Genomic DNA, 18,397 nt, shown 5'->3' on the forward strand with positions numbered 1-18,397 from the left:
AATATTAACTACACAGTTTTTAGTCAATTGATTACCTTTGAAATATAGAAATTAAATTAAGTTTAACAGTAAGCGAAAGGCTTTTGAACCTTTGTGTTTAATTAGCCATATTCTATTGAAATTTTAGCTGTAATATTTACTTTTTATTAAGAGTTTAAAAATTATTTTAGATTACTTTAACCTTAATTATTGATGATATTGAACCATAGGAAACGGCTCAATTTCCATAAAAAAATAAATTATTTCTATATAAAACATTAACTAGAATAAGACAATAAGTTTGAGTGTAATACGCAAATATACTTTAATGTTCCATATTAATGGATATGTGAATAATTAGATATATTTGTTTTATCAGGAGCAATTTTAGCGCATTGTTACATTTAATGTACTTATTGTTTTGCAATTATTAACATGGGTATCTTGTATGTAGATCTTAAATCTATATAGAAATTTCCACTTAACTGAGTATTTGAAGTATTCAGTATTTATCACATGAAGAAGAACGTATTTGAGATTTTTTTAACCATTTTCTGTATTGGTTTATTAATCCAGATATTATTAATGATGAAACGAATTGAATTTCCCATTCCATTAATATTTGGGCCGTTACTTTATTTGGCATTTTTAAATCAAATGGGAAAAACGCTCTCTTTTGGTAAAGATGGGTTACATTTTCTTCCAATAATCATTGGGGCAATATGCTTTTTCCTATTTCAGTCTTCTTACCATAGTTTTTATCTGCATTTTTATTTTATTACCATCCTTTCTTCGATGTTTATTTACCCTTCATTGGTGATTTTCTCAAAAAAGAAAGATACAGTTTTTGTAAACGAAAGAAACCTCATCCTACTTGAGATTTTAGCTTTACTAGGGTTTGCAATTTTCTTCTTCATCAATATTATTTATATCAATCATCTGTCTAATAACGTAAGCAACTATCATCCTCAGTTGGTTATATCTTCTATCATAGTAGTGAATATTGCGGTGTTGACTTGGTTTTTAATCAACAACCGTTTCTCTTCTTCCCATACCTCAGAAGAACCTCAATTGATTCCCCTTCAACAAAATGATACCCTTATTCCAGAAAAAGAAATTCAATTGATCCAGGAGAGTATCAATTCTCTTATGGAAAACGAGCATTTATATTTGGATGCTCATTTAACATTGGAAACATTAGGAAAACTAACTGGTTTCAATAAGTGTAAAATTGAATTTTATATTAATAATATTCTTAATTCGAATTTTGAGGATTGGTTGGCTTCATTCCGTATAAAATATGCCATCAGTCTAATACATTCGGATTCTAAGAACTTTAAACTAGAATATCTTTCCAATTTATGCGGCTTTGATTCTCGTACTGCATTTAATAAATATTTTAAATTATATGTTGGAGAATCCCCTTCAAATTATCGAAGCAAATTAATTAAATAGCCTATGTTGGTATATTTTATTTACTCTGCCATTGTTATCCTTTGTATATTAAGCTATCAGGTGTATACGAACCTGCCTGTAAAAGGTGTTTTTGAGAAAGTCTTATCAGCTTTGATTATCACGCTGCTTATTCACATTGTTTTTGCAGCACTTTTTAGAGATATTATTCCTGGATATAAGTACGTAGATATTGGAGCCCCCTTTGGTCTTTTATATGGTCCGTTCTTATATTTTGGATATCTGGCATTCAAATACAAAAAGATTAAAACGAAAACCATTATTATTCATGGGATTCCCTTCTTCATATTGACAATTGTTTACCTTATTTTCTTGAGTAGTGAATTTATTAGATTCCAATATGGGAAGACCTATTATATAATTCTTTACAGCTTATTCGGTCTTTCATGGATGCTCTATCCGATTTCAGTTTTGTTAAAAGGTAACATTACTGAATTCCTGCAACTTGATACCAAGAGATTGTACTATTACTTTATCATTCTTTTATTAGTTTTGGCAGCCTTTATTATCCCTACAATCATGTCTACCTTTATTGATAAATTTGATGTGGGGAGGCCAGTTTCGGGAATTACAGTGTATATGATTATGATGATTGGGATCAGTATGATCTATAATTATCTATTTCGTTCCTTAATATCTCAATTGAAACCCGTTGATTACTCTCTTAAAAATCCGACGGTCCAGAACACTAATATTCCTGTAATTGACCATAAATTCAATCAGGACGCAAAAGAATCACCCTATAAAGACAAAATTCTTCACTATTTGGAAGAAAAGAAATACTTAAACCCAGAATTTAATATTGATCTTATGGCGAGGGATTTGAAGATTTCTAGATCTATAATTTCTCAATTTTTTAAAGATTATTTTGGACAAAATGTCTTAAAAACGATTAATGCCCTTCGTATAGAAGAAGTATGCAAAGAACTGACAAAGCCTGATTTTCATATGAATATTGATGATTTGGCCCTCGAATGTGGATTTAGTTCCAGGGCTTCTTTCTACAGGAATTTTAATTTAGAAAAAAAATGCACACCTATTGAATATAGGGAGCTGTATCTGCCTAATCCTCAATAATATGAATCGCCATCTTCTTTATATTTTATGCATTACTATATTGTTCCCAAATCTGTTGTTTTCCCAAAGAACAGCATTTGAAAAGAGATATGCTGCAGTTAGAGCAGAATTAATGGCAAAAGATTATAAAGAGGCACTTCGGGTGGCTGATTCTTTAGAGCAAATTTCAGAATCAGATATCAGCAAAATAAGAGCTCAAAATCTAGTTGCCTTAGTTCATCAAAGCGTTGGAACATATTCTATCGCAATAAACTATGCAAATAGAGCTGATCAACTTTCTAATTTGATTGGATTCCCGGATTTTGAGGCCAGTTCAGCGTTAGTTTTAGCTTCTATTTATAGAGATATCGGGATTTTTGGTCAGGCTAGTAATTATATTGAGAGGGCAGAGGTGGATATTCAATCTGTAAAGGACAGCTTGGTTCGGAAACAGCTTGAAATTCAATTGCTACAAGAAAAAGCATATCAATCCATTTTCAATAAAAAATATACTGAAGCTGTTGATTTAATGGAAATTGCATTAGGTAAAAAAGGTTATATCGATGTCAACAATCCTAGATCTTTTTTGATTAGATCTAAAAATCACTTGATAATTGCTGAAAGTTATTTGGCTTTGGGGATGTATAAGGAAAGTATATCCTATTTAAAAATGATTCTGGATGATGTATATGGGGTTGAAACGATTATTAAACCCTTTACATTTCAATGTTTAGCGGAAAACTATTTTAATTTAGGTCTAATTGATTCCACTAGAACATACCTGGATCAAACTATTCCATATGTTGAAGGATCCAACAATATCAAACTGAAAAAACAGTATTATTTCTTAGAGGCTAAATACTATAGAAAAAAAGGGTTTGATCATGAGGCAATTCAATTTGTCGATAAATATTCTCAATTGGAAGAGCAAAATAGGAATACAGCTCAAATTATCGGAAATAATTTAATTCGAGATTATTTAGGAGAAATAAAAACCATCAAAAGAAATAATGTTGTGTTGATTTGGTCATTGATTATTATGACCAGTATTTGTGCGTTGTTTTATTTGATTAAAATTAGACCGAAAAGATCGAAGAGCGAGGCTATAGATATTGATTTTGTTCCCCCAACTGCTAAACCTATAGTTTCAAATCAGAGTTCCAATTACACCTCTAAAGATATAATACAATCTTCTGGTGAATTCCATATATCCATTGAAACTGAAACTAGGTTGGTTAAGAAACTCAATGATTTGGAATTGGAATTATTCTTTTTGAATAAAAACCTTACGTTGAGCTGGATAACAAATAAACTGGATACTAATCAAAAATATGTCTCTTATATTATTAGGAAGTATAAGAATCAACATTTTAATGATTATATACTCAATTTAAGAATCCAATATATTGTAAAACAGCTGGAGGTAAATAAGATTTTATGGGATTATAAGCTTTCTTATTTAGCTGAAATGTCTGGATTTACCTCACATAGCAAATTTACCATAGCCTTTAAATCTGTAGTAGGAGTGACCCCTTCTCAATTCATAGAGAATTTAAAACAAAATTCTAAATCAGAAATTTAATCCAACCCTTTCAATTTTTTCATTGGATTTTACTATTTATTGAGGAAAAAATCCCACGGATTATTGCTAAAAATACATTATTCAATTTTAACTCTTAGGTTAATATTATCTAATAATATGTGGTAGGGAGGTGGACATTTACCAATTTTCGTAATTTTTCATATACAGATTGAGCTATATATTTCCCCATAATCTATTTTATGGAAAGAATTTCTTGAAAAGATCCAATTATTAGTAACCAAATTTTCCAAAATCACCTATTTTTTAGATGTTCCAAACGTATAATTCTACGAAATATCACCTTATTTAGTTTAAAAACTGTTCATATCTGTGAATTTTAGCCATTGTCCACCTCCTTACAAGTCCAAAATTAGCTTGGAAATTTAATGCAAATTATCAAATTTCAGAAAATTGATAATTAATATATGTTCGTTAATTGGATATATTTAATAGATTGATAATTAACTATATATAATGTTTTAAGACATGTCTTAATTATGTAATTGAATAGATATTTTCATTTTTGGGACATACTTTTTTAGGGACTAGATGTAATTTTGGTATATCACAAACGAGGAATTAACTAGAGTTTAAAAGCTAGGGAAATTCTGTTAGCGACTTTGCCAACTAACTATTATTAATAAATATTAAAAAATATGTATCTAGGTTATAACCTTCAATTTTTACCGTATCAGTTACAGGTAAAATTCTGGAGTTTTCCTTTTCTATTAAGGCTAGCTGCTTTAATCAGCATTGCATTAATTTTAGTTTTAATAATTAATAAATTAAGAAGTCTTTTTAATAATTGGAAACTCCACGTAGTAGAAACTGAAGACCTAAGCTTAAAGGAGAAAATAGAAACATTAGTGAATGCTCTTCTCTTTGAGAGTACCAATAGGTCGGAGAAATATATTTTAAATGAAATTGAATCCCTTCACGCTATTAAGGAGTCAAGACGTGGATTGAAAATTATCTCCAAATTGTTGATTCAAGCAAATTCTAAATCGAGATTGGGAGAGTATATACTGAATAATAATAATTATAAGCATATACTTTCAGGATTTGGGATTATTAAATTTTGGGAATTAGAATTGGTATCCAATAATACCAGTAGAATTCATAAAGCAAAACAATGTCTCAATGACTTAAAAATTGAAGAAACCAATTCAATTACCAAATTATCAAAATCAGAAGAACAGAAAAAGACTATGGCTAGAAGTTCAAAATTCATAAATAAAGTTGAAGGGAATGAACCATATCGCTTCTTGGATGAAAGCTTCGACACGGAATTTACACCCCTTGATGAAATACTAGTTCATCAATTCCTATTACAAAAATCGAATTCAGGAAGATTACCACTATTAAGCCGTTGGGTTAGAAATAGTAAAAATCCTGATTTTAGAATTTTTATGGTAAAGGAAATTACATTCTTTAAGCAATTAGGCTGTGCATCAATAATTGCTAGTCTTTTACCTAACGAACCTAATGATAATGTTCGGTTGGCCATAATTGATGCATTAACGAAATTAAATTACGCACAGGCTGAATCTCAAATTACTTCTTGCTATAAAAATGGAAGTCTACAATTGAAAAGATCCATCGTTCAGACTGTCATTTTGTTTAAAACTAGGTTTGGATTAGAATTTTTAAATGAAATTTTTTTCGAGGAGAAAAATGAAGAATTAAAAACAGATTTGATTCAGGCATTGATACTAATGCGAAGTGACATCAATGGAGAATCTGAAAAGCCTATTAATGATAACCATGAGGTGAATGAAATCCTGTTAGGGAATATCAATTACTAGATTGGTTAAGGGATAAATTCTAACAAACCATCTATATATCAATTTAATTAACACTATCTATTTTATTTATTATGATTGACAACGTTTCAACTATTAAAAAGGAGTATATGAACCCAGATACGGAGAATAAAATTCTGGCAGCATTAACTCAATGGGAAGCTCAAGAATCATATTTAAATCCTTCTTGTTCTATTACTACTGCATCAAAAGAAATTGGATGTAATTCCAAATATCTTTCTTTTGTAGTAAACAGAAATAAGAAAATTGATTTTCCTAACTATGTAAATAATTTGAGGTTAGACTATCTCAACAATTATTTAAGAACTGTGGAAGAAGCAAGGAACTTTAAACTAACGTATTTAGCTGCACTTGCCGGTTTCTCATCCTATGGAAAATTTGCTAAAAGCATAAAAGATCGGACAGGATTTAATCCTACCCAGTTCATCGTGTTTTTCGATGAGAAAATTGCTTAAAAGCAAAGCTAATCCTAAAGTCATTTAAATGGCTTTAGGATTTCCATTTTATTGGAGCTAACTCCCTATGCAATGCCATGTTGAAGAATTTTGACTGTGCTAAGTAATTGACCGTAATGTCTTTGGGCATGCTCCGCAGCATGAAATAATAAACCAATTTGGGTAGTGGGGATTTTTTTTCGTCCGAGAAACCTTACTTGGGTTAAGGTATTAGAATCTATCTTTTTTAATTGCTCGACAAAATTGTGGATGGAATTTGAAAGCTTTTCTTTTAAATAGGATACCTGAATTTCATCATTTAATATCCCTTCTAATCTCAAATCTTCAAATTGCTTTTCACTTAAGGATTCACCTTGGGAGTAGGTCAACATCCGGTCAGCCACCCCTGCAATATGCTGCATATGAAAAGCAATGCTAGCCATTCCAAAGGGCTTTTCCCAGAGGAACTTATTGATTTTTGAATCCTCTAATTTTTGAATATCCTCATTTACCTGGAGTAATGCATGCGCAATTCCTTGCAATAAATCAGGAACTGCAGGAATTGGACCTCGCATCCAAACTTCTAATTCTGAATCCTTGGAGTTTTTCATAGCTCTAACTTTGAGAGATACTTTTGTCACCAAAAGTAACTAAGACCATCCCTACTATGATTATCAATGAGCCTAAAATTTGCATCCAGCTCAATGGCTGTTTAAACCAGAGTGCCATAGCTAGTTGAACAGTTAAAAATGTTCCGCCGGAACATAAAGCTATTACGATAGGTTGGGGGACTGTTTTAAATAGTTGAACAAGAAACCAAGATGCTGAAAGCAAAATAATATTTCCAGCAATCAGTGCAGCCCATTGATATTTGGGCTGAATCCCACCGTATTTAAAAATTATACTTGAACTAATCTGGCAAACCCAGAAAGCAACGAAAAATAGAATCTTCATAAGGTTAATTTATCCTGATGAAGTTAAAGTTTATTTATAGAAAAATAAAAAATATTAGCTGCTTATCATGGGGTCATTTTAGGTTCAATAGTAAAGTCTGAGGTAGAGTAATCCCGGTTTTCACCTTCCTTTTTGGCAAGTTCAGAGTTAATGGTTATGGTTTTTTGAATAGGAAAGCCATTTAAATAAGTCAGTATACCTTGTTTATTTTTGGAATGATAAGAGCCGTTGATATGTAAAAACACGCTTCCAGAATTATTGTTCAATTGAATGAAATGTGCCATAGTAGCATCTTTTAAAGCTTGGGAATAAATAATATTGGCATTGCTATGCCCAGGCATCATATCTAACATTTCCTTATAAATTTGAAGGGTAGTATCAACTTGAATTGGTAGGGTAGGAAAGAACTGTTTAGCATAAGGAGATAGTTGATTTAAAGTCTCCATTCCCTGATGATATACTGTATTTGCATAGCGCCTTGGAACATTCGTCGCAATCAACTTCAATTGATGTTCCTTGGCAAATTCAACTAATGGCTTGTAATCTTCTATGTAGTTTTTCCAAATCCTTGATTCACTCTCAAAGCTTTTTTGATTTATACTGCTCAAAAAGTATTCATCAATAATAGGTTGCACATCTGCTTCAAACATTTCCATCCCTATTACTACTTTTTGCTGAAACCGCTCAAATAAACCTTTCAATAAATCATATTCTGCTTGATGAGCAAAGGTTTGGTCATGTAATTCACCAAAGAAAATCAATGGTTTATCTTTTGCCAATTTGATGATATCCTCAAGACCTACCTCTTTGCCATTTCTATCGTAGACAATATAAGTCTCCTGTGCCTTCAGTTGTAAAACTGTAAGCAAAATGATCAAGCAGAATATAAAATATTTCATTTATTCAGTTTCTAATTGTTTAACAACTAACCTCCAGTTTTCATCTTCAGGAATATTCGGCTTCCTTTTTCCGAAAAACTGAATAATCAGGTTTCCTTCTTTATCAAATGCTTCAATGCTATGGACCAACCCTAGATTCGTTGGTTTTTTGACAATCCATAATGAGGCAATATTAGTATCGTTTAAATGGAGATTAAAAATTGGATCCAAAATATTTAACCATGGTCCAGTTCTGATAATCTTCTCAGCTTTTCCTGTATGAATTTGCAAACAATTTTTATTTCCTACAAATACCATGAATTCTAATTTCTTCTCGGAAATTAATTTTAATAGCTTATCTACCTTGTCATTTGAGATTTGTAGCACAAATCCCTTAGGGGCAATTCGCATAGATTGTAACCTACTGATATTATATTTCTTTAATAAGCCAAAGAAATCATGTGTGTCTTGAAGGCCTTTCCAATCTGATTGAAAATTAATCTGATCAACATCGTCATCTAATATCTCTACTGTTGCTGAAAAAGGTTTTAATTCTATTTTAAGCTCTGTAAGGCCGTTGAATCTATGTTTTTCTACCAAAGCATCATATGCATCTGAATTACTATTCTCTGTCAAATAAATTTTATGGATAGCATCTCCATGATTATCAAAAAATTGAATACTTTTTCTTTGGTTCTCTGTAACTGCAAAAGCATACTTCCAATTAGCCATAAACAATCTCAAGTCAATATCCGGATTTGTTATCAATCCTATTTGACCGTGAAAACTAGCTTTACTATAAGTCCCGTGCCTCTCATGTACAGCATTATCATTTCTAGTTAAAGCCATTACCTCTCCTAAAACAGGTATATCATTCAATATTGCACTGAACTCAGGGAGCAATAAAGTATTTTCTGGATTTATACCAATCAATTCAGCTTCTGACACTCCAAGTTGATTTGCAGCTTCCCTAATTCTGCTTTTTGGATTTTCAATCTTATAGGTGTTGAATTTTTCTCTTAATGTTGTTGCTTTTATAGTTTCCATAGTTTTTTCTGTTTTTATTTATATGAAATAATAAAGGAATCTTTTTGATTAACTTTTGATGCTGGCCTAGCTGTATAAGGTACAATGATTGGATATTCAATTTCATCGACCTGTATCTTTTTAACCCGTATCTGATAGGTGTTATATATCAGATCTTCTGTTAATACCATTTTTGGACATCCATAAGCCATTTTTTTTCCGTTTTTTAATAATAAAATTCGATCTGCAAATTGGGATGCTAAATTGATGTCATGCAGAACGCAAATAACTGTAACTCCCTTATCTGCAAGATGTCTAGCTTTTTCAAGAATGATTTGTTGGTATTGTAAGTCTAAACCTGTAATTGGTTCATCCATCAATAAAATTGCCTGCTGATCAGCATAAATTTGAGCCAAAACTCTAGCCAATTGAACTCTTTGTTGCTCTCCACCTGAAAGTTGATGAATAAAACAGTCTTTATACTTTGTCAATCCCATTTCCTCCAATACCAAATGGCAAATTTCAATATCATCTCTGTTAGGATTAGCTTTAAAATGTGGGTATCGACCCATCAAGATTATATCGAAAACCGTAAGATTAATATTTAAATAATTTGACTGGGGTAAAACTGCTCTAAATTTTGATAAAATGTTTAGATCAAGGTTTTTAAGGTCTTGCCCTTTGATCTTAACATCCCCTAAATAAGTCTTGATTTGCTTACTCAAGACCTTTAATAAAGTAGATTTTCCTGCTCCATTTGGCCCGAGAATAGCCAGTAATTCAAAAGAATTGGCTTTGAAACTAATGTCTTCCAACAATAATCGATTCCCCAATTGGTAGCTCAGATTTGAAACCTCAATCATATAATGAACCTCTCTTTCTTGCTTTTTAATATGATTAACAAAAACATGGGAGCTCCCATTAATGATGTTAATATCCCGATTGGTAATTCCGCTGGGATCACAATTGTTCGGGCAATCAAATCTGCAATAACTAATAGGGAACCGCCCAAAAGGGTAGATGCAAATAGTAAATATTTGTGATCGGCAGATATGCTGATTCGCAAAATATGTGGGACCAATAGTGCAATAAAACCTATTATGCCAGCCATTGCAACACAAGAACCTACACCCAATGCTGATAGAATAATAATGTATTTATTAACTTTTTTCAGGTCGATACCCAAATGTTCTGCTTGGGATTCACCTAAAGCAATCGCGTTTAATGCTTTTCCAAATGGTAATAAACCTAGGATGCAGATTATGCAAAAGGGTAGGATGGCCATAATAGTTTTCCAATTTGCCCCGCCCAAGCTTCCTAATGACCAAAATGTTATCGTCCTTAGTTGTTCATCAGTTGCAATAAATGTCATTAGCCCAGTAATTGCCATGGCTAAAGCATTGATCGCTATCCCAATTAATAAAAGAGTGGAAATATTGGCTCTACCTTGCTTTAATGAAAATGAATAGAGAATCCAAGTAGTTAGCATTGCTCCAATAAAGGAAGCTATGGATAATGCATAATACCCAAATATTAATGTTAATTGACTGAATAATCCTTGCCCCATAACAATAAACATAACTGCAAATAAGGATGCTCCAGAGGAGACACCAATTAATCCAGGTTCTGCCAAAGGATTTCTAAATACCCCTTGAATGGCACAGCCCGTAATACTTAAGGTCATTCCGATAATCATTCCTAGCATTACCCGAGGTGCCCTAATCGCTAAGAAAACCGACTCCTCTTGAATGGGAATTCCCTCAATATTAAGCTGCAAAACATACTTGCCTAATATTTTCAGGATATTCTGAAAAGATATTTCTACCGCTCCTACACCGATGGAAAGAATGCAGGAGCTAAGTAGAAATAATAGTAAAGAGATTATGGAGATTCTTTTTTTTCTTAGTATCGTCATTAATGAATTTTAGAATACAGTTCCTCAATAGCAATTGGTAACCTGGAACTAAATCCAGTTAATAATTGTCCGTCCATGGCAACTATCTTCTTGTTTTTGCCTGCATTGGTCTCTTTGACCCCTTGAACATTTAAGATCCCTGACTCATTTCCTAAACTGGAAAGGCCGCTTGAAAATAATAGCAAGACATCAGGATTGTATGATACCAAGGCTTCAGCTGTTAATGGTTTATAGTCCTTGAAATCCTTGGCAACATTGACGCCACCAGCCAAATCAATAACTTTATCAACCTGAGTTCCTATGCCACCAACCATCATCGTACCTGCTCCTCGAGCATAAATAAATAATACCTTAGGCTTTTCTTGTTCTCTAGAATAGGCTTCAACAGAATGAATGGCCTTATTAAAATTGGCAATTATCGAGTCCCCCTTGTTGGTTAGACTTAATGAGTCTGAAACGCCTTTTATTAACCTACGAGTGCCATCGATTGAATATTCTTGATCAAATAAAATAACTTTGATTCCAGCCTGTTTAAATTGCTCTGTCGTTTCTGGACTCACTTCCGTTTTGGTTCCCATGATCAAATTTGGCTTTAAGGCAATAACACCTTCAACAGGGATCTTCTTGTTATGACCAACCTTTGGTTTCGAATTCAATGAAGCTGGATAAGTGGAAGCCACATCTGTCCCCACAATTTTATCCTCCAACCCCAATTCGCTGATTACTTCCGAAATGGTTCCATTCAAAGAAACGATTCTTAAACTATCCTGCCCCTGATCACTGTTTCTCGCCTGCTTTTCCGTATTATTCCCACAAGAAAATAGGAGTGAAGCAAGTCCAATACTAAAAATGTATATGTATAGCTTATTCATGCTTAATTGCTTTTTACTAGTTTGTATTCTATTTCTGGATATCCGCGTTTGCCACCATCTTCTTTTACACCCATAACCAAGAACTTTAATTTGTAAATATTTCCTTGACTATCTTTAATGACATAAAATCTATCTTTTAAGACCCCAACAGATAAGGTGTTCCTCCATGATGAAGCCATCGCATTCCTAGAAGAATTAAATTTGACTTCAGAAAGCTTACTTGAATCAAACTGTTCGTAATTCGGATTTCCATTCGGTTTCCCTTCTTTATCGAGAAATATGATTTGAGAAACTGAAACCTTATTAAGGTGATTTAGGAAAACAAGATCACTGAAGAAATAAGGAACTGCTATGGTGCCCATATTGGTAAAATACATACTCTTATTCCATACAATATCCCATTCATCCTTTGCTGGTTCAACCTTTACAGGACCATTCGTAAATGCCATAAAATTGAAATTTTGCTTAGCATCTTTTTTGATGGTCAAGCTCTGCGGATTAGCATCATCAATTTTTCCATATTGCAATAAATAATCATTTGCAGTTCCTCGATTTATTTTTACTTTCCAAACGTTCGCTTTATCAACGCTATTGCCATGAACTGTATTCACTAAAAACACTTTATTTTCACTGGCATTAGCTTTTATTTCAGCAATTACCGTTCTATCTATTCTTCCTAATGTATCATCATAATTCTTCATCACCGACGCATTGATGTCGAATGCAAGCTTAGAAATATCTGTATTACTGGAATTGGTGGCTTTTATATCTGTCTGTGAAGTTTCAATAGCTGAATAACCCATTTGATTATTAATGATCACCCTAAATTCACTACCTGAATAAAAACCCAAACTCCATGAATTTCTGGCAATAGCTGTTTGGGTATTCGTACTTAAATCTATGTAAACCGCATTGGCAGCATCAGTGCCACCCTCACCTCCTTGAAGTGTTAATTTACTGCCGTCAGAAGGAGGGATGACGGGTATTGGATTCGACTTATCCCTTTCACATGAACTTAGCCCTAGGATACCTGCTAATAAAATACTCGATAATTTGCTGATATTATTCATTGTTGTTATTTATTAAATTGATATAGTAATCCGAAAAAGAACGAACGTCCATAGCTGATTGGAATAGAAGAATTATTGGTACTATGGGCACCGCTTCCTTCGCTTGCTGTATTAAGAACATTCGTAGTATTGGTTAAATTTCTAACACCCGCTTGTACTGTTATTAATTTATATAAATGCTTATTGACAGAAATGTCCAATTGATGATATGCATCCTGGCTAGCTTGATTTACTGTCATCAAATCTCCCGAACCAGATATCTGATAACTTGGCCTTTTGCCATATAGCTTATAAAAAAGATTGATGTTTGTCCCCCATTTAGGAATTTCCTGAATAAAGGAACTGTTTACCTCGGCTGTCCAAAAGTATTTTCCTAATTCCCGATTCTCCTCATGTAAATCATTGGAACGACCGATATAGCTTATTCCCAGTTTAATTTTGGAATTTTGAATATCTAATGAGTTCTCCCAGGTCAATCCTTGGGTTTGTGATTTACCAATGTTTATATAAGTGGATAATGCTGAATTATTTGGATCTTGACCGATGCTAATCAGATTATTAAATCGATTGTAAAAACCACTCAGCGAGGAGTTGATAAATCCATTTTCAATCTTTTTACTATAATTTAAGTTTACATTGAAGTTCTTATTATGCTCTGCTTGCAAATTCTTATTGCCATTTATAGCATGGTTACTGTCGTGGAATGTAAAATAGAGTTCTCTTAGACTTGGAGCTCGAAATCCCATTGCATAACCCATTCTTAATGCCCATTGAGGATTGAAATCTATTTTGGCATTTAAAGATGGAACTACTGGGGGAGCATCATAAATTGAATTATGGATAACTCTGATTCCTGGACGAATCTTAACCCATTCGAATGGTTTATATTCCGCAGATACAAACCCTGCAAAGTCATAAATTTCAGATTGATCTTGAATTCGGGCTCCAGAGGCATGATCATAATCTGCCTCTATACCAACTAAAAAATCTATCTTTTCGTTTAAATAATAATTCGCATTTATTCGTGCAAAACTTTGATTAAACCTAGAAACATCTTGTTCGCCACTACCAGTAGTTAACTCTGATTCTTGATTTGATAAATCATGTAATCTGGTTATTGTGGATCGCTTATAATGCTGCAAGGAAAAGGAACCGCTTAAATTCAAGTTTTCCTTCAATTGCCATTGACTTTGCAAAACTTGTGTCAATCTATCTGTCACATAATTCTTATCGATATATTTATAATTCGCTGTAATAGGACCTGGACTATATAAATTCTCATTGGCATAATCTATTTTATACCATGAATTGATTTTTCCTTCTTTATATCCAATTTTTGCAGAACTCAACCATTGTTCTTTAGGTTGCCATTGTAGTGCTCGACCAGTCAATTCTCCTTGAAAACCTCCAAAATTATTTCGGGAGCCATTCCAACCTATTTCCCATGAATCCATCTGATAATTTATTCCTAGATGTGCATTATGACGACCTTCTTGGTTAAATGGCTTATATTCAGAACTAACGCTCTCTTCAAGTATTCTCGCAGTAATTCCAATATTATTATTTTGTTTTGCCGGTCCTTGAGTAATGATATTGATTACACCAGCTAAGGCATCAGTTCCATACATCACAGAAACCGGACCTTCAACTATTTCTATCCTTTCAATAGTATTAACATCGACTTGGGATAGGCTTTGCTTACTACTACCTCGATCTATTAAGGGAACCCCATCAATTAATACTTTCACATTTTGCCCACTGACTCCCATCAACTGAATGTCAGATTCACCTAAAACCAAGTCATTAGAAAATCTAATGCCTAATTCCATATTTAATAAGGTCGACATGTCTGTACTACCTCGTCTTTCAATATAGTCCCTGTCAATTGTTTTGACCCGATAAACTGAGTTTTTTAATGTGCTCGGCTGAAATTGACCTGTTACTACCACCTCCTCAATTGGAAGAACTTTCTTCGAACTATCTGCCTCTTGTGATAGAACAGAAAATGGTATAAAACCTAATAATAAAAGACAATTTCTTTGCAACATTATTTAGAATGATTTTAAATAGTAAGACAAACATAGCCCTTATTTAGAATTGTTCCAAACAACAAAATGACGCAATTAGAAAAATGAAAGACGAATTCCGAAAAAACTAATCTGAAGTATAAATCTTTATTAAAACATTATTGAAATAATAAGCTATATAAAAACACAGGGGTTACTTTTTATGGTAACCCCTGTGATTCATATTTAATATTGTATTTTCTTATCGCTGCGTGACACTGCCACCAGATGACTTATTGGTATCTTTGGTTTTTGGATTTCCAATATATTCAACCTTTCCTGCAGAACTTACATTGGCCGTTATTGAATTGCTAACCCCAATTATTAAACTCCCACCTGAGCTTGCATTAACTTCTAAATCCCCAGTCTTAAAGTTTTCTAGATTCCCTTTTCCATTGGACGATAAATCAAATTCACTATTTTTCGCTAACCCAGAAAGTGTTAGGTTTCCAGCACTTGACGCACTAACCTGTAGTTCTTCTGTTTTCAATTCTCCACGCATCTTACCAGTAGAACTTAAATTAATTTCTGAAGATTGCGCCTCTATTTTGCCAGTAACTAAACTTCCCGATGAGGATAAATCCGCTCTAAAATTGTTTACACTAATTGGATCAAGGATTTCAAGAGAAGCAGCTGAACTTACTGAAATAGTTCTTACCATAGAATTACTGTAAACTGTAACTTTAATAGGAGTCCTCGAATTGATTTGACTTCCTCTTTTTACTCGTATTTGGAGATCCCTTGAATTTACCACGGTTTCAATCTTTGAAAGATACTCTTGTTTAGATACATCTACCAGCACTTCATTCTTGGATGATTTTATGAATTTAACCTGAATTCCTGCTGAAACTGAAATCTCAGAAAAACTCCCTATTTTCCTAGATTCTTTGTGTTGCGCATGAGCCATTGTAATAAAGGCCAACATAAGCATGCTAAGTGTTATTTTCATCTTTTAATTGATTAGTTCTTTTCTATCTGTTAGTATCAGATTATTATCAATAAATGTATAAATTATTAAATGAAATTTATCACCATTCTTTAATTCATTATGCTTGAACCTGAACTTATAAATTATTGCTGATTTCATTTGTCTAGGCCAATAAAAAACAATATTTTCAAGGTTTATCTCAAGCGAGTTTCCATGACTATTTTAAATTACTTTAAAGAGCTATATCATATTAATGATGAAATTGAACAATTCTTTGATTCAATAATTGAAGTGAAGGAATATGCAAAGGGTGAAATCATCTTTGAACCAGGTGCTTACTTAAAATATATTTATTTTATTGAGTCTGGTTTCACTAGAATTTACTATTATAAAAACAAAAGAGAAATTACCCATTATTTCTTCGGCCCTAATAGTTTTGGAACGGGCATTGAAAGTGTTTTTTATAAAAAACCATCGTTGTTTGGTTTTCAAGCTTTGGCTCCATCTAAGGTTTGCCGTATCCCTTTTGCAGCAATAGATGAACTTGCAAACACAAATATTACTGTTAATAAAATCATTCAAAAAGTCCTCCTGGATTCCCTCATTAACTTTTCCAACAGGTTTTATAAAATGCAATTCGAAACAGCGCATGAAAGATACAACGCCCTGATCGAGGAAAATCCTGAATTATTTCAAAATGCCTCATTAGGTCATATTGCTTCCTATTTAGGAATCTCTCAACAAACACTTTCTGTAATACGTGGACTGAAATAATTTTTCCAGTCTCGAAATAATTTATTTCAACTAATATTTTTTCTAAAACCTAGATTATCCTCTTTTTACACTAATATTTTTCCCAATAAGGTCTTTTTTAAGATATCTGAAAATTATTCCTATAAAACACTTGCATCTTTGTCTTGTTAAAAGATTAAGTCAAACTAATTCAAAATGGATTTTCGATTAAATAAAACCTTATCTAGCTTAGCAATAATACTTATAACAAGTATGTCTGCCTTTGGCCAAGAAGGTCTGCAACCTTTTAAATCTCCTGTTGAGAAAGCAGTCTATCATAATAAATCATTCATCAATGCTAATTTGGAAAACCAAAAAGTTGCATTAGACCGTGAAAACGTAAGAGGTAAACTTTTACCTACGGTTTCCGCAAATGCAATGTATGGGTATTTAAATAGCAATATTGATTTGGATTTACCTACCAAGACCTTGCCTTTGCTAGGTTCTAGTATTTTTGATGGCTCTCAGCGAATGAATTTATCAACTCAGATTGGAATGGCTGGTGTTACTGCAACTCAAGTTATTTTTAGTGGCCTCCAAATTACGAATGGACAAAAAGCGTTGGAACAAAAATTCAAAGCCCAACAGTTAATGACTGAAGCTGGTTACGACCAATTGGCACAAGAAATAATGCAAAGCTTTGACCAATTGATGCTACTAAAAGAAGTAGATCTCTTGATTAATGATTCTGAAAAAAGATTGAATAAAGAACATCAAAAAGTAATCAAAGGTATTGAAAACGGCTTTGCAATCCCCTATGACCGCGATAAAATTAAACTCGCAATGCTCGAACTGGAAAGCAAAAAAGCAGAGGTACAAAGTAACAGGGAACTATTGTACTACAAATTACAAGAATTGACAGGTATGAGCTTAGAGGAATTACAGGCTGTGAATTATCAGCTTGAAGAAATAAATCTCGAAATGAATTCCGCAAAACAAATGAATAGAAAAGAGCTGGAAGCTTTAGAAGCATCTCAAAAAGCGTATGAATTTGTTCTTAAAAAAGAAAAAGGAGCTAAGCTGCCTCAAGTATTTGCCTTTGGAAATATTTCTTACTTCAATGCTTTTGGAACCGATATGACTTTGAAAGATTTACCACACCTAGGTGACCTAAAATTAGAATCCAACCATTTGAGAATGGCTCCTAATTTTGCTCTCGGGGTAGGAATGAAATGGACAATCTTTGAAGGTAAAGCTCATAAAACTGCTATTGACAAAGCTAAACTTGACCTGCAAATCAACCAAAATAAATTGGAGGATACCAAAGAAAAATTATCCCTATTACAACGTAAAACAGAAGTCGACTATAATTTAGCATTGAAAAAAATCAATGTGAGTAATCAACAAGTTGAAATTGCAAAAAATAACCTGCATTTGGCATCAAGACAGTTTGAAGAAGGATTATCTGACGTCACTGAACGATTGGAAGCTGAAAATGAATACTATAAACAATCTTTGGGATTTTATAATCAAGTGCTGAGCCAACGAATTGCAGCGTCAGAATTATTAAAAGCAAACGGAAACTTATATCAAACCATCACGAAATAAT

At 32.9% G+C, this 18,397-nt stretch carries 17 protein-coding genes; 7 read left to right on the forward strand and 10 right to left on the reverse strand.

The features are described from left to right. Window positions 1–495 precede the first annotated feature (495 nt). From ACF3OC_RS09850 to ACF3OC_RS09870, 5 genes are all read left to right on the forward strand, one after another. Window positions 496–1,434, forward strand: a complete 939-nt coding sequence (locus ACF3OC_RS09850; protein WP_392471565.1) for a helix-turn-helix domain-containing protein — start codon at window positions 496–498, stop codon at window positions 1,432–1,434. Between the two features lie 3 nt (window positions 1,435–1,437). Next, a complete protein-coding gene (locus tag ACF3OC_RS09855; RefSeq protein ID WP_392471568.1) occupies window positions 1,438–2,529 on the forward strand; it encodes a helix-turn-helix domain-containing protein in 1,092 nt (363 codons plus the stop codon). A gap of 1 nt (window position 2,530) precedes the next feature. Beyond that, window positions 2,531–4,090 carry a helix-turn-helix domain-containing protein gene (locus tag ACF3OC_RS09860; protein ID WP_392471571.1) on the forward strand — a complete coding sequence of 520 codons (1,560 nt, stop codon included), beginning with the start codon at window positions 2,531–2,533 and terminating at the stop codon, window positions 4,088–4,090. Between the two features lie 656 nt (window positions 4,091–4,746). Next, entirely contained in the window at window positions 4,747–5,895 is a 1,149-nt protein-coding gene (locus ACF3OC_RS09865) for a HEAT repeat domain-containing protein (protein WP_392471573.1), read from the forward strand. 71 nt (window positions 5,896–5,966) lie between these two features. Continuing rightward, window positions 5,967–6,368, forward strand: coding sequence for a hypothetical protein (locus ACF3OC_RS09870; RefSeq protein ID WP_094282054.1), 402 nt, complete (start codon window positions 5,967–5,969; stop codon window positions 6,366–6,368). Between the two features lie 65 nt (window positions 6,369–6,433). Here ACF3OC_RS09870 and ACF3OC_RS09875 read toward each other — a convergent pair whose 3' ends face one another. The 10 genes from ACF3OC_RS09875 to ACF3OC_RS09920 form a co-directional block, all read right to left on the reverse strand. Further along, entirely contained in the window at window positions 6,434–6,958 is a 525-nt protein-coding gene (locus ACF3OC_RS09875; RefSeq protein ID WP_094282055.1) for a metal-dependent hydrolase, read from the reverse strand. A 4-nt stretch (window positions 6,959–6,962) separates the two neighbouring features. Then, window positions 6,963–7,301 (reverse strand): hypothetical protein, encoded by a 339-nt coding sequence (locus ACF3OC_RS09880; protein ID WP_094256377.1) that lies wholly within the window; start codon window positions 7,299–7,301, stop codon window positions 6,963–6,965. 65 nt (window positions 7,302–7,366) lie between these two features. After that, window positions 7,367–8,200: a ChaN family lipoprotein gene (locus ACF3OC_RS09885; RefSeq protein WP_094282056.1), complete on the reverse strand. Its 834-nt coding sequence runs from the start codon at window positions 8,198–8,200 to the stop codon at window positions 7,367–7,369. Beyond that, window positions 8,201–9,226: a hemin-degrading factor gene (locus ACF3OC_RS09890; protein WP_094282057.1), complete on the reverse strand. Its 1,026-nt coding sequence runs from the start codon at window positions 9,224–9,226 to the stop codon at window positions 8,201–8,203. Window positions 9,227–9,240: 14 nt separating this feature from the next. After that, window positions 9,241–10,068: a heme ABC transporter ATP-binding protein gene (locus tag ACF3OC_RS09895; RefSeq protein ID WP_094282058.1), complete on the reverse strand. Its 828-nt coding sequence runs from the start codon at window positions 10,066–10,068 to the stop codon at window positions 9,241–9,243. Beyond that, complete coding sequence (locus ACF3OC_RS09900) at window positions 10,065–11,120, reverse strand: iron ABC transporter permease (protein WP_094282059.1); 1,056 nt, start codon at window positions 11,118–11,120, stop codon at window positions 10,065–10,067. Before ACF3OC_RS09900 ends, ACF3OC_RS09895 begins: the two co-directional genes overlap by 4 nt. Then, complete coding sequence (locus ACF3OC_RS09905; protein WP_094282060.1) at window positions 11,120–11,992, reverse strand: hemin ABC transporter substrate-binding protein; 873 nt, start codon at window positions 11,990–11,992, stop codon at window positions 11,120–11,122. Before ACF3OC_RS09905 ends, ACF3OC_RS09900 begins: the two co-directional genes overlap by 1 nt. A 2-nt stretch (window positions 11,993–11,994) precedes the next feature. After that, a complete protein-coding gene (locus tag ACF3OC_RS09910; protein WP_094282061.1) occupies window positions 11,995–13,062 on the reverse strand; it encodes an HmuY family protein in 1,068 nt (355 codons plus the stop codon). Window positions 13,063–13,067: 5 nt separating this feature from the next. Further along, window positions 13,068–15,110, reverse strand: coding sequence for a TonB-dependent siderophore receptor (locus ACF3OC_RS09915; RefSeq protein WP_094282062.1), 2,043 nt, complete (start codon window positions 15,108–15,110; stop codon window positions 13,068–13,070). A 220-nt stretch (window positions 15,111–15,330) separates the two neighbouring features. Next, window positions 15,331–16,077, reverse strand: coding sequence for a head GIN domain-containing protein (locus tag ACF3OC_RS09920; RefSeq protein WP_094282063.1), 747 nt, complete (start codon window positions 16,075–16,077; stop codon window positions 15,331–15,333). A gap of 192 nt (window positions 16,078–16,269) precedes the next feature. Between ACF3OC_RS09920 and ACF3OC_RS09925 the strand changes: the two genes are divergently transcribed. Both ACF3OC_RS09925 and ACF3OC_RS09930 read left to right on the forward strand, forming a co-directional pair. Further along, window positions 16,270–16,830 (forward strand): Crp/Fnr family transcriptional regulator, encoded by a 561-nt coding sequence (locus tag ACF3OC_RS09925; RefSeq protein WP_094282064.1) that lies wholly within the window; start codon window positions 16,270–16,272, stop codon window positions 16,828–16,830. A 174-nt stretch (window positions 16,831–17,004) separates the two neighbouring features. Next, window positions 17,005–18,396: a TolC family protein gene (locus ACF3OC_RS09930; RefSeq protein WP_094282065.1), complete on the forward strand. Its 1,392-nt coding sequence runs from the start codon at window positions 17,005–17,007 to the stop codon at window positions 18,394–18,396. Window position 18,397: the final 1 nt, after the last annotated feature.

It is taken from the genome of Sphingobacterium cellulitidis (assembly GCF_043187465.1).
In the GTDB taxonomy this organism is placed as follows: Bacteria; Bacteroidota; Bacteroidia; order Sphingobacteriales; family Sphingobacteriaceae; genus Sphingobacterium; species Sphingobacterium cellulitidis.

What these genes read in the sequence shown, in the direction of transcription:
- ACF3OC_RS09850 (WP_392471565.1), top strand. Translation starts at nt 496, where the DNA reads ATGAAGAAGAACGTATTTGAGATTTTTTTAACCATTTTCTGTATTGGT.
- ACF3OC_RS09855 (WP_392471568.1), top strand. Translation starts at nt 1,438, where the DNA reads ATGTTGGTATATTTTATTTACTCTGCCATTGTTATCCTTTGTATATTA.
- ACF3OC_RS09860 (WP_392471571.1), top strand. Translation starts at nt 2,531, where the DNA reads ATGAATCGCCATCTTCTTTATATTTTATGCATTACTATATTGTTCCCA.
- ACF3OC_RS09865 (WP_392471573.1), top strand. Translation starts at nt 4,747, where the DNA reads ATGTATCTAGGTTATAACCTTCAATTTTTACCGTATCAGTTACAGGTA.
- ACF3OC_RS09870 (WP_094282054.1), top strand. Translation starts at nt 5,967, where the DNA reads ATGATTGACAACGTTTCAACTATTAAAAAGGAGTATATGAACCCAGAT.
- ACF3OC_RS09875 (WP_094282055.1), bottom strand. Translation starts at nt 6,958, where the DNA reads ATGAAAAACTCCAAGGATTCAGAATTAGAAGTTTGGATGCGAGGTCCA.
- ACF3OC_RS09880 (WP_094256377.1), bottom strand. Translation starts at nt 7,301, where the DNA reads ATGAAGATTCTATTTTTCGTTGCTTTCTGGGTTTGCCAGATTAGTTCA.
- ACF3OC_RS09885 (WP_094282056.1), bottom strand. Translation starts at nt 8,200, where the DNA reads ATGAAATATTTTATATTCTGCTTGATCATTTTGCTTACAGTTTTACAA.
- ACF3OC_RS09890 (WP_094282057.1), bottom strand. Translation starts at nt 9,226, where the DNA reads ATGGAAACTATAAAAGCAACAACATTAAGAGAAAAATTCAACACCTAT.
- ACF3OC_RS09895 (WP_094282058.1), bottom strand. Translation starts at nt 10,068, where the DNA reads ATGATTGAGGTTTCAAATCTGAGCTACCAATTGGGGAATCGATTATTG.
- ACF3OC_RS09900 (WP_094282059.1), bottom strand. Translation starts at nt 11,120, where the DNA reads ATGACGATACTAAGAAAAAAAAGAATCTCCATAATCTCTTTACTATTA.
- ACF3OC_RS09905 (WP_094282060.1), bottom strand. Translation starts at nt 11,992, where the DNA reads ATGAATAAGCTATACATATACATTTTTAGTATTGGACTTGCTTCACTC.
- ACF3OC_RS09910 (WP_094282061.1), bottom strand. Translation starts at nt 13,062, where the DNA reads ATGAATAATATCAGCAAATTATCGAGTATTTTATTAGCAGGTATCCTA.
- ACF3OC_RS09915 (WP_094282062.1), bottom strand. Translation starts at nt 15,110, where the DNA reads ATGTTGCAAAGAAATTGTCTTTTATTATTAGGTTTTATACCATTTTCT.
- ACF3OC_RS09920 (WP_094282063.1), bottom strand. Translation starts at nt 16,077, where the DNA reads ATGAAAATAACACTTAGCATGCTTATGTTGGCCTTTATTACAATGGCT.
- ACF3OC_RS09925 (WP_094282064.1), top strand. Translation starts at nt 16,270, where the DNA reads ATGACTATTTTAAATTACTTTAAAGAGCTATATCATATTAATGATGAA.
- ACF3OC_RS09930 (WP_094282065.1), top strand. Translation starts at nt 17,005, where the DNA reads ATGGATTTTCGATTAAATAAAACCTTATCTAGCTTAGCAATAATACTT.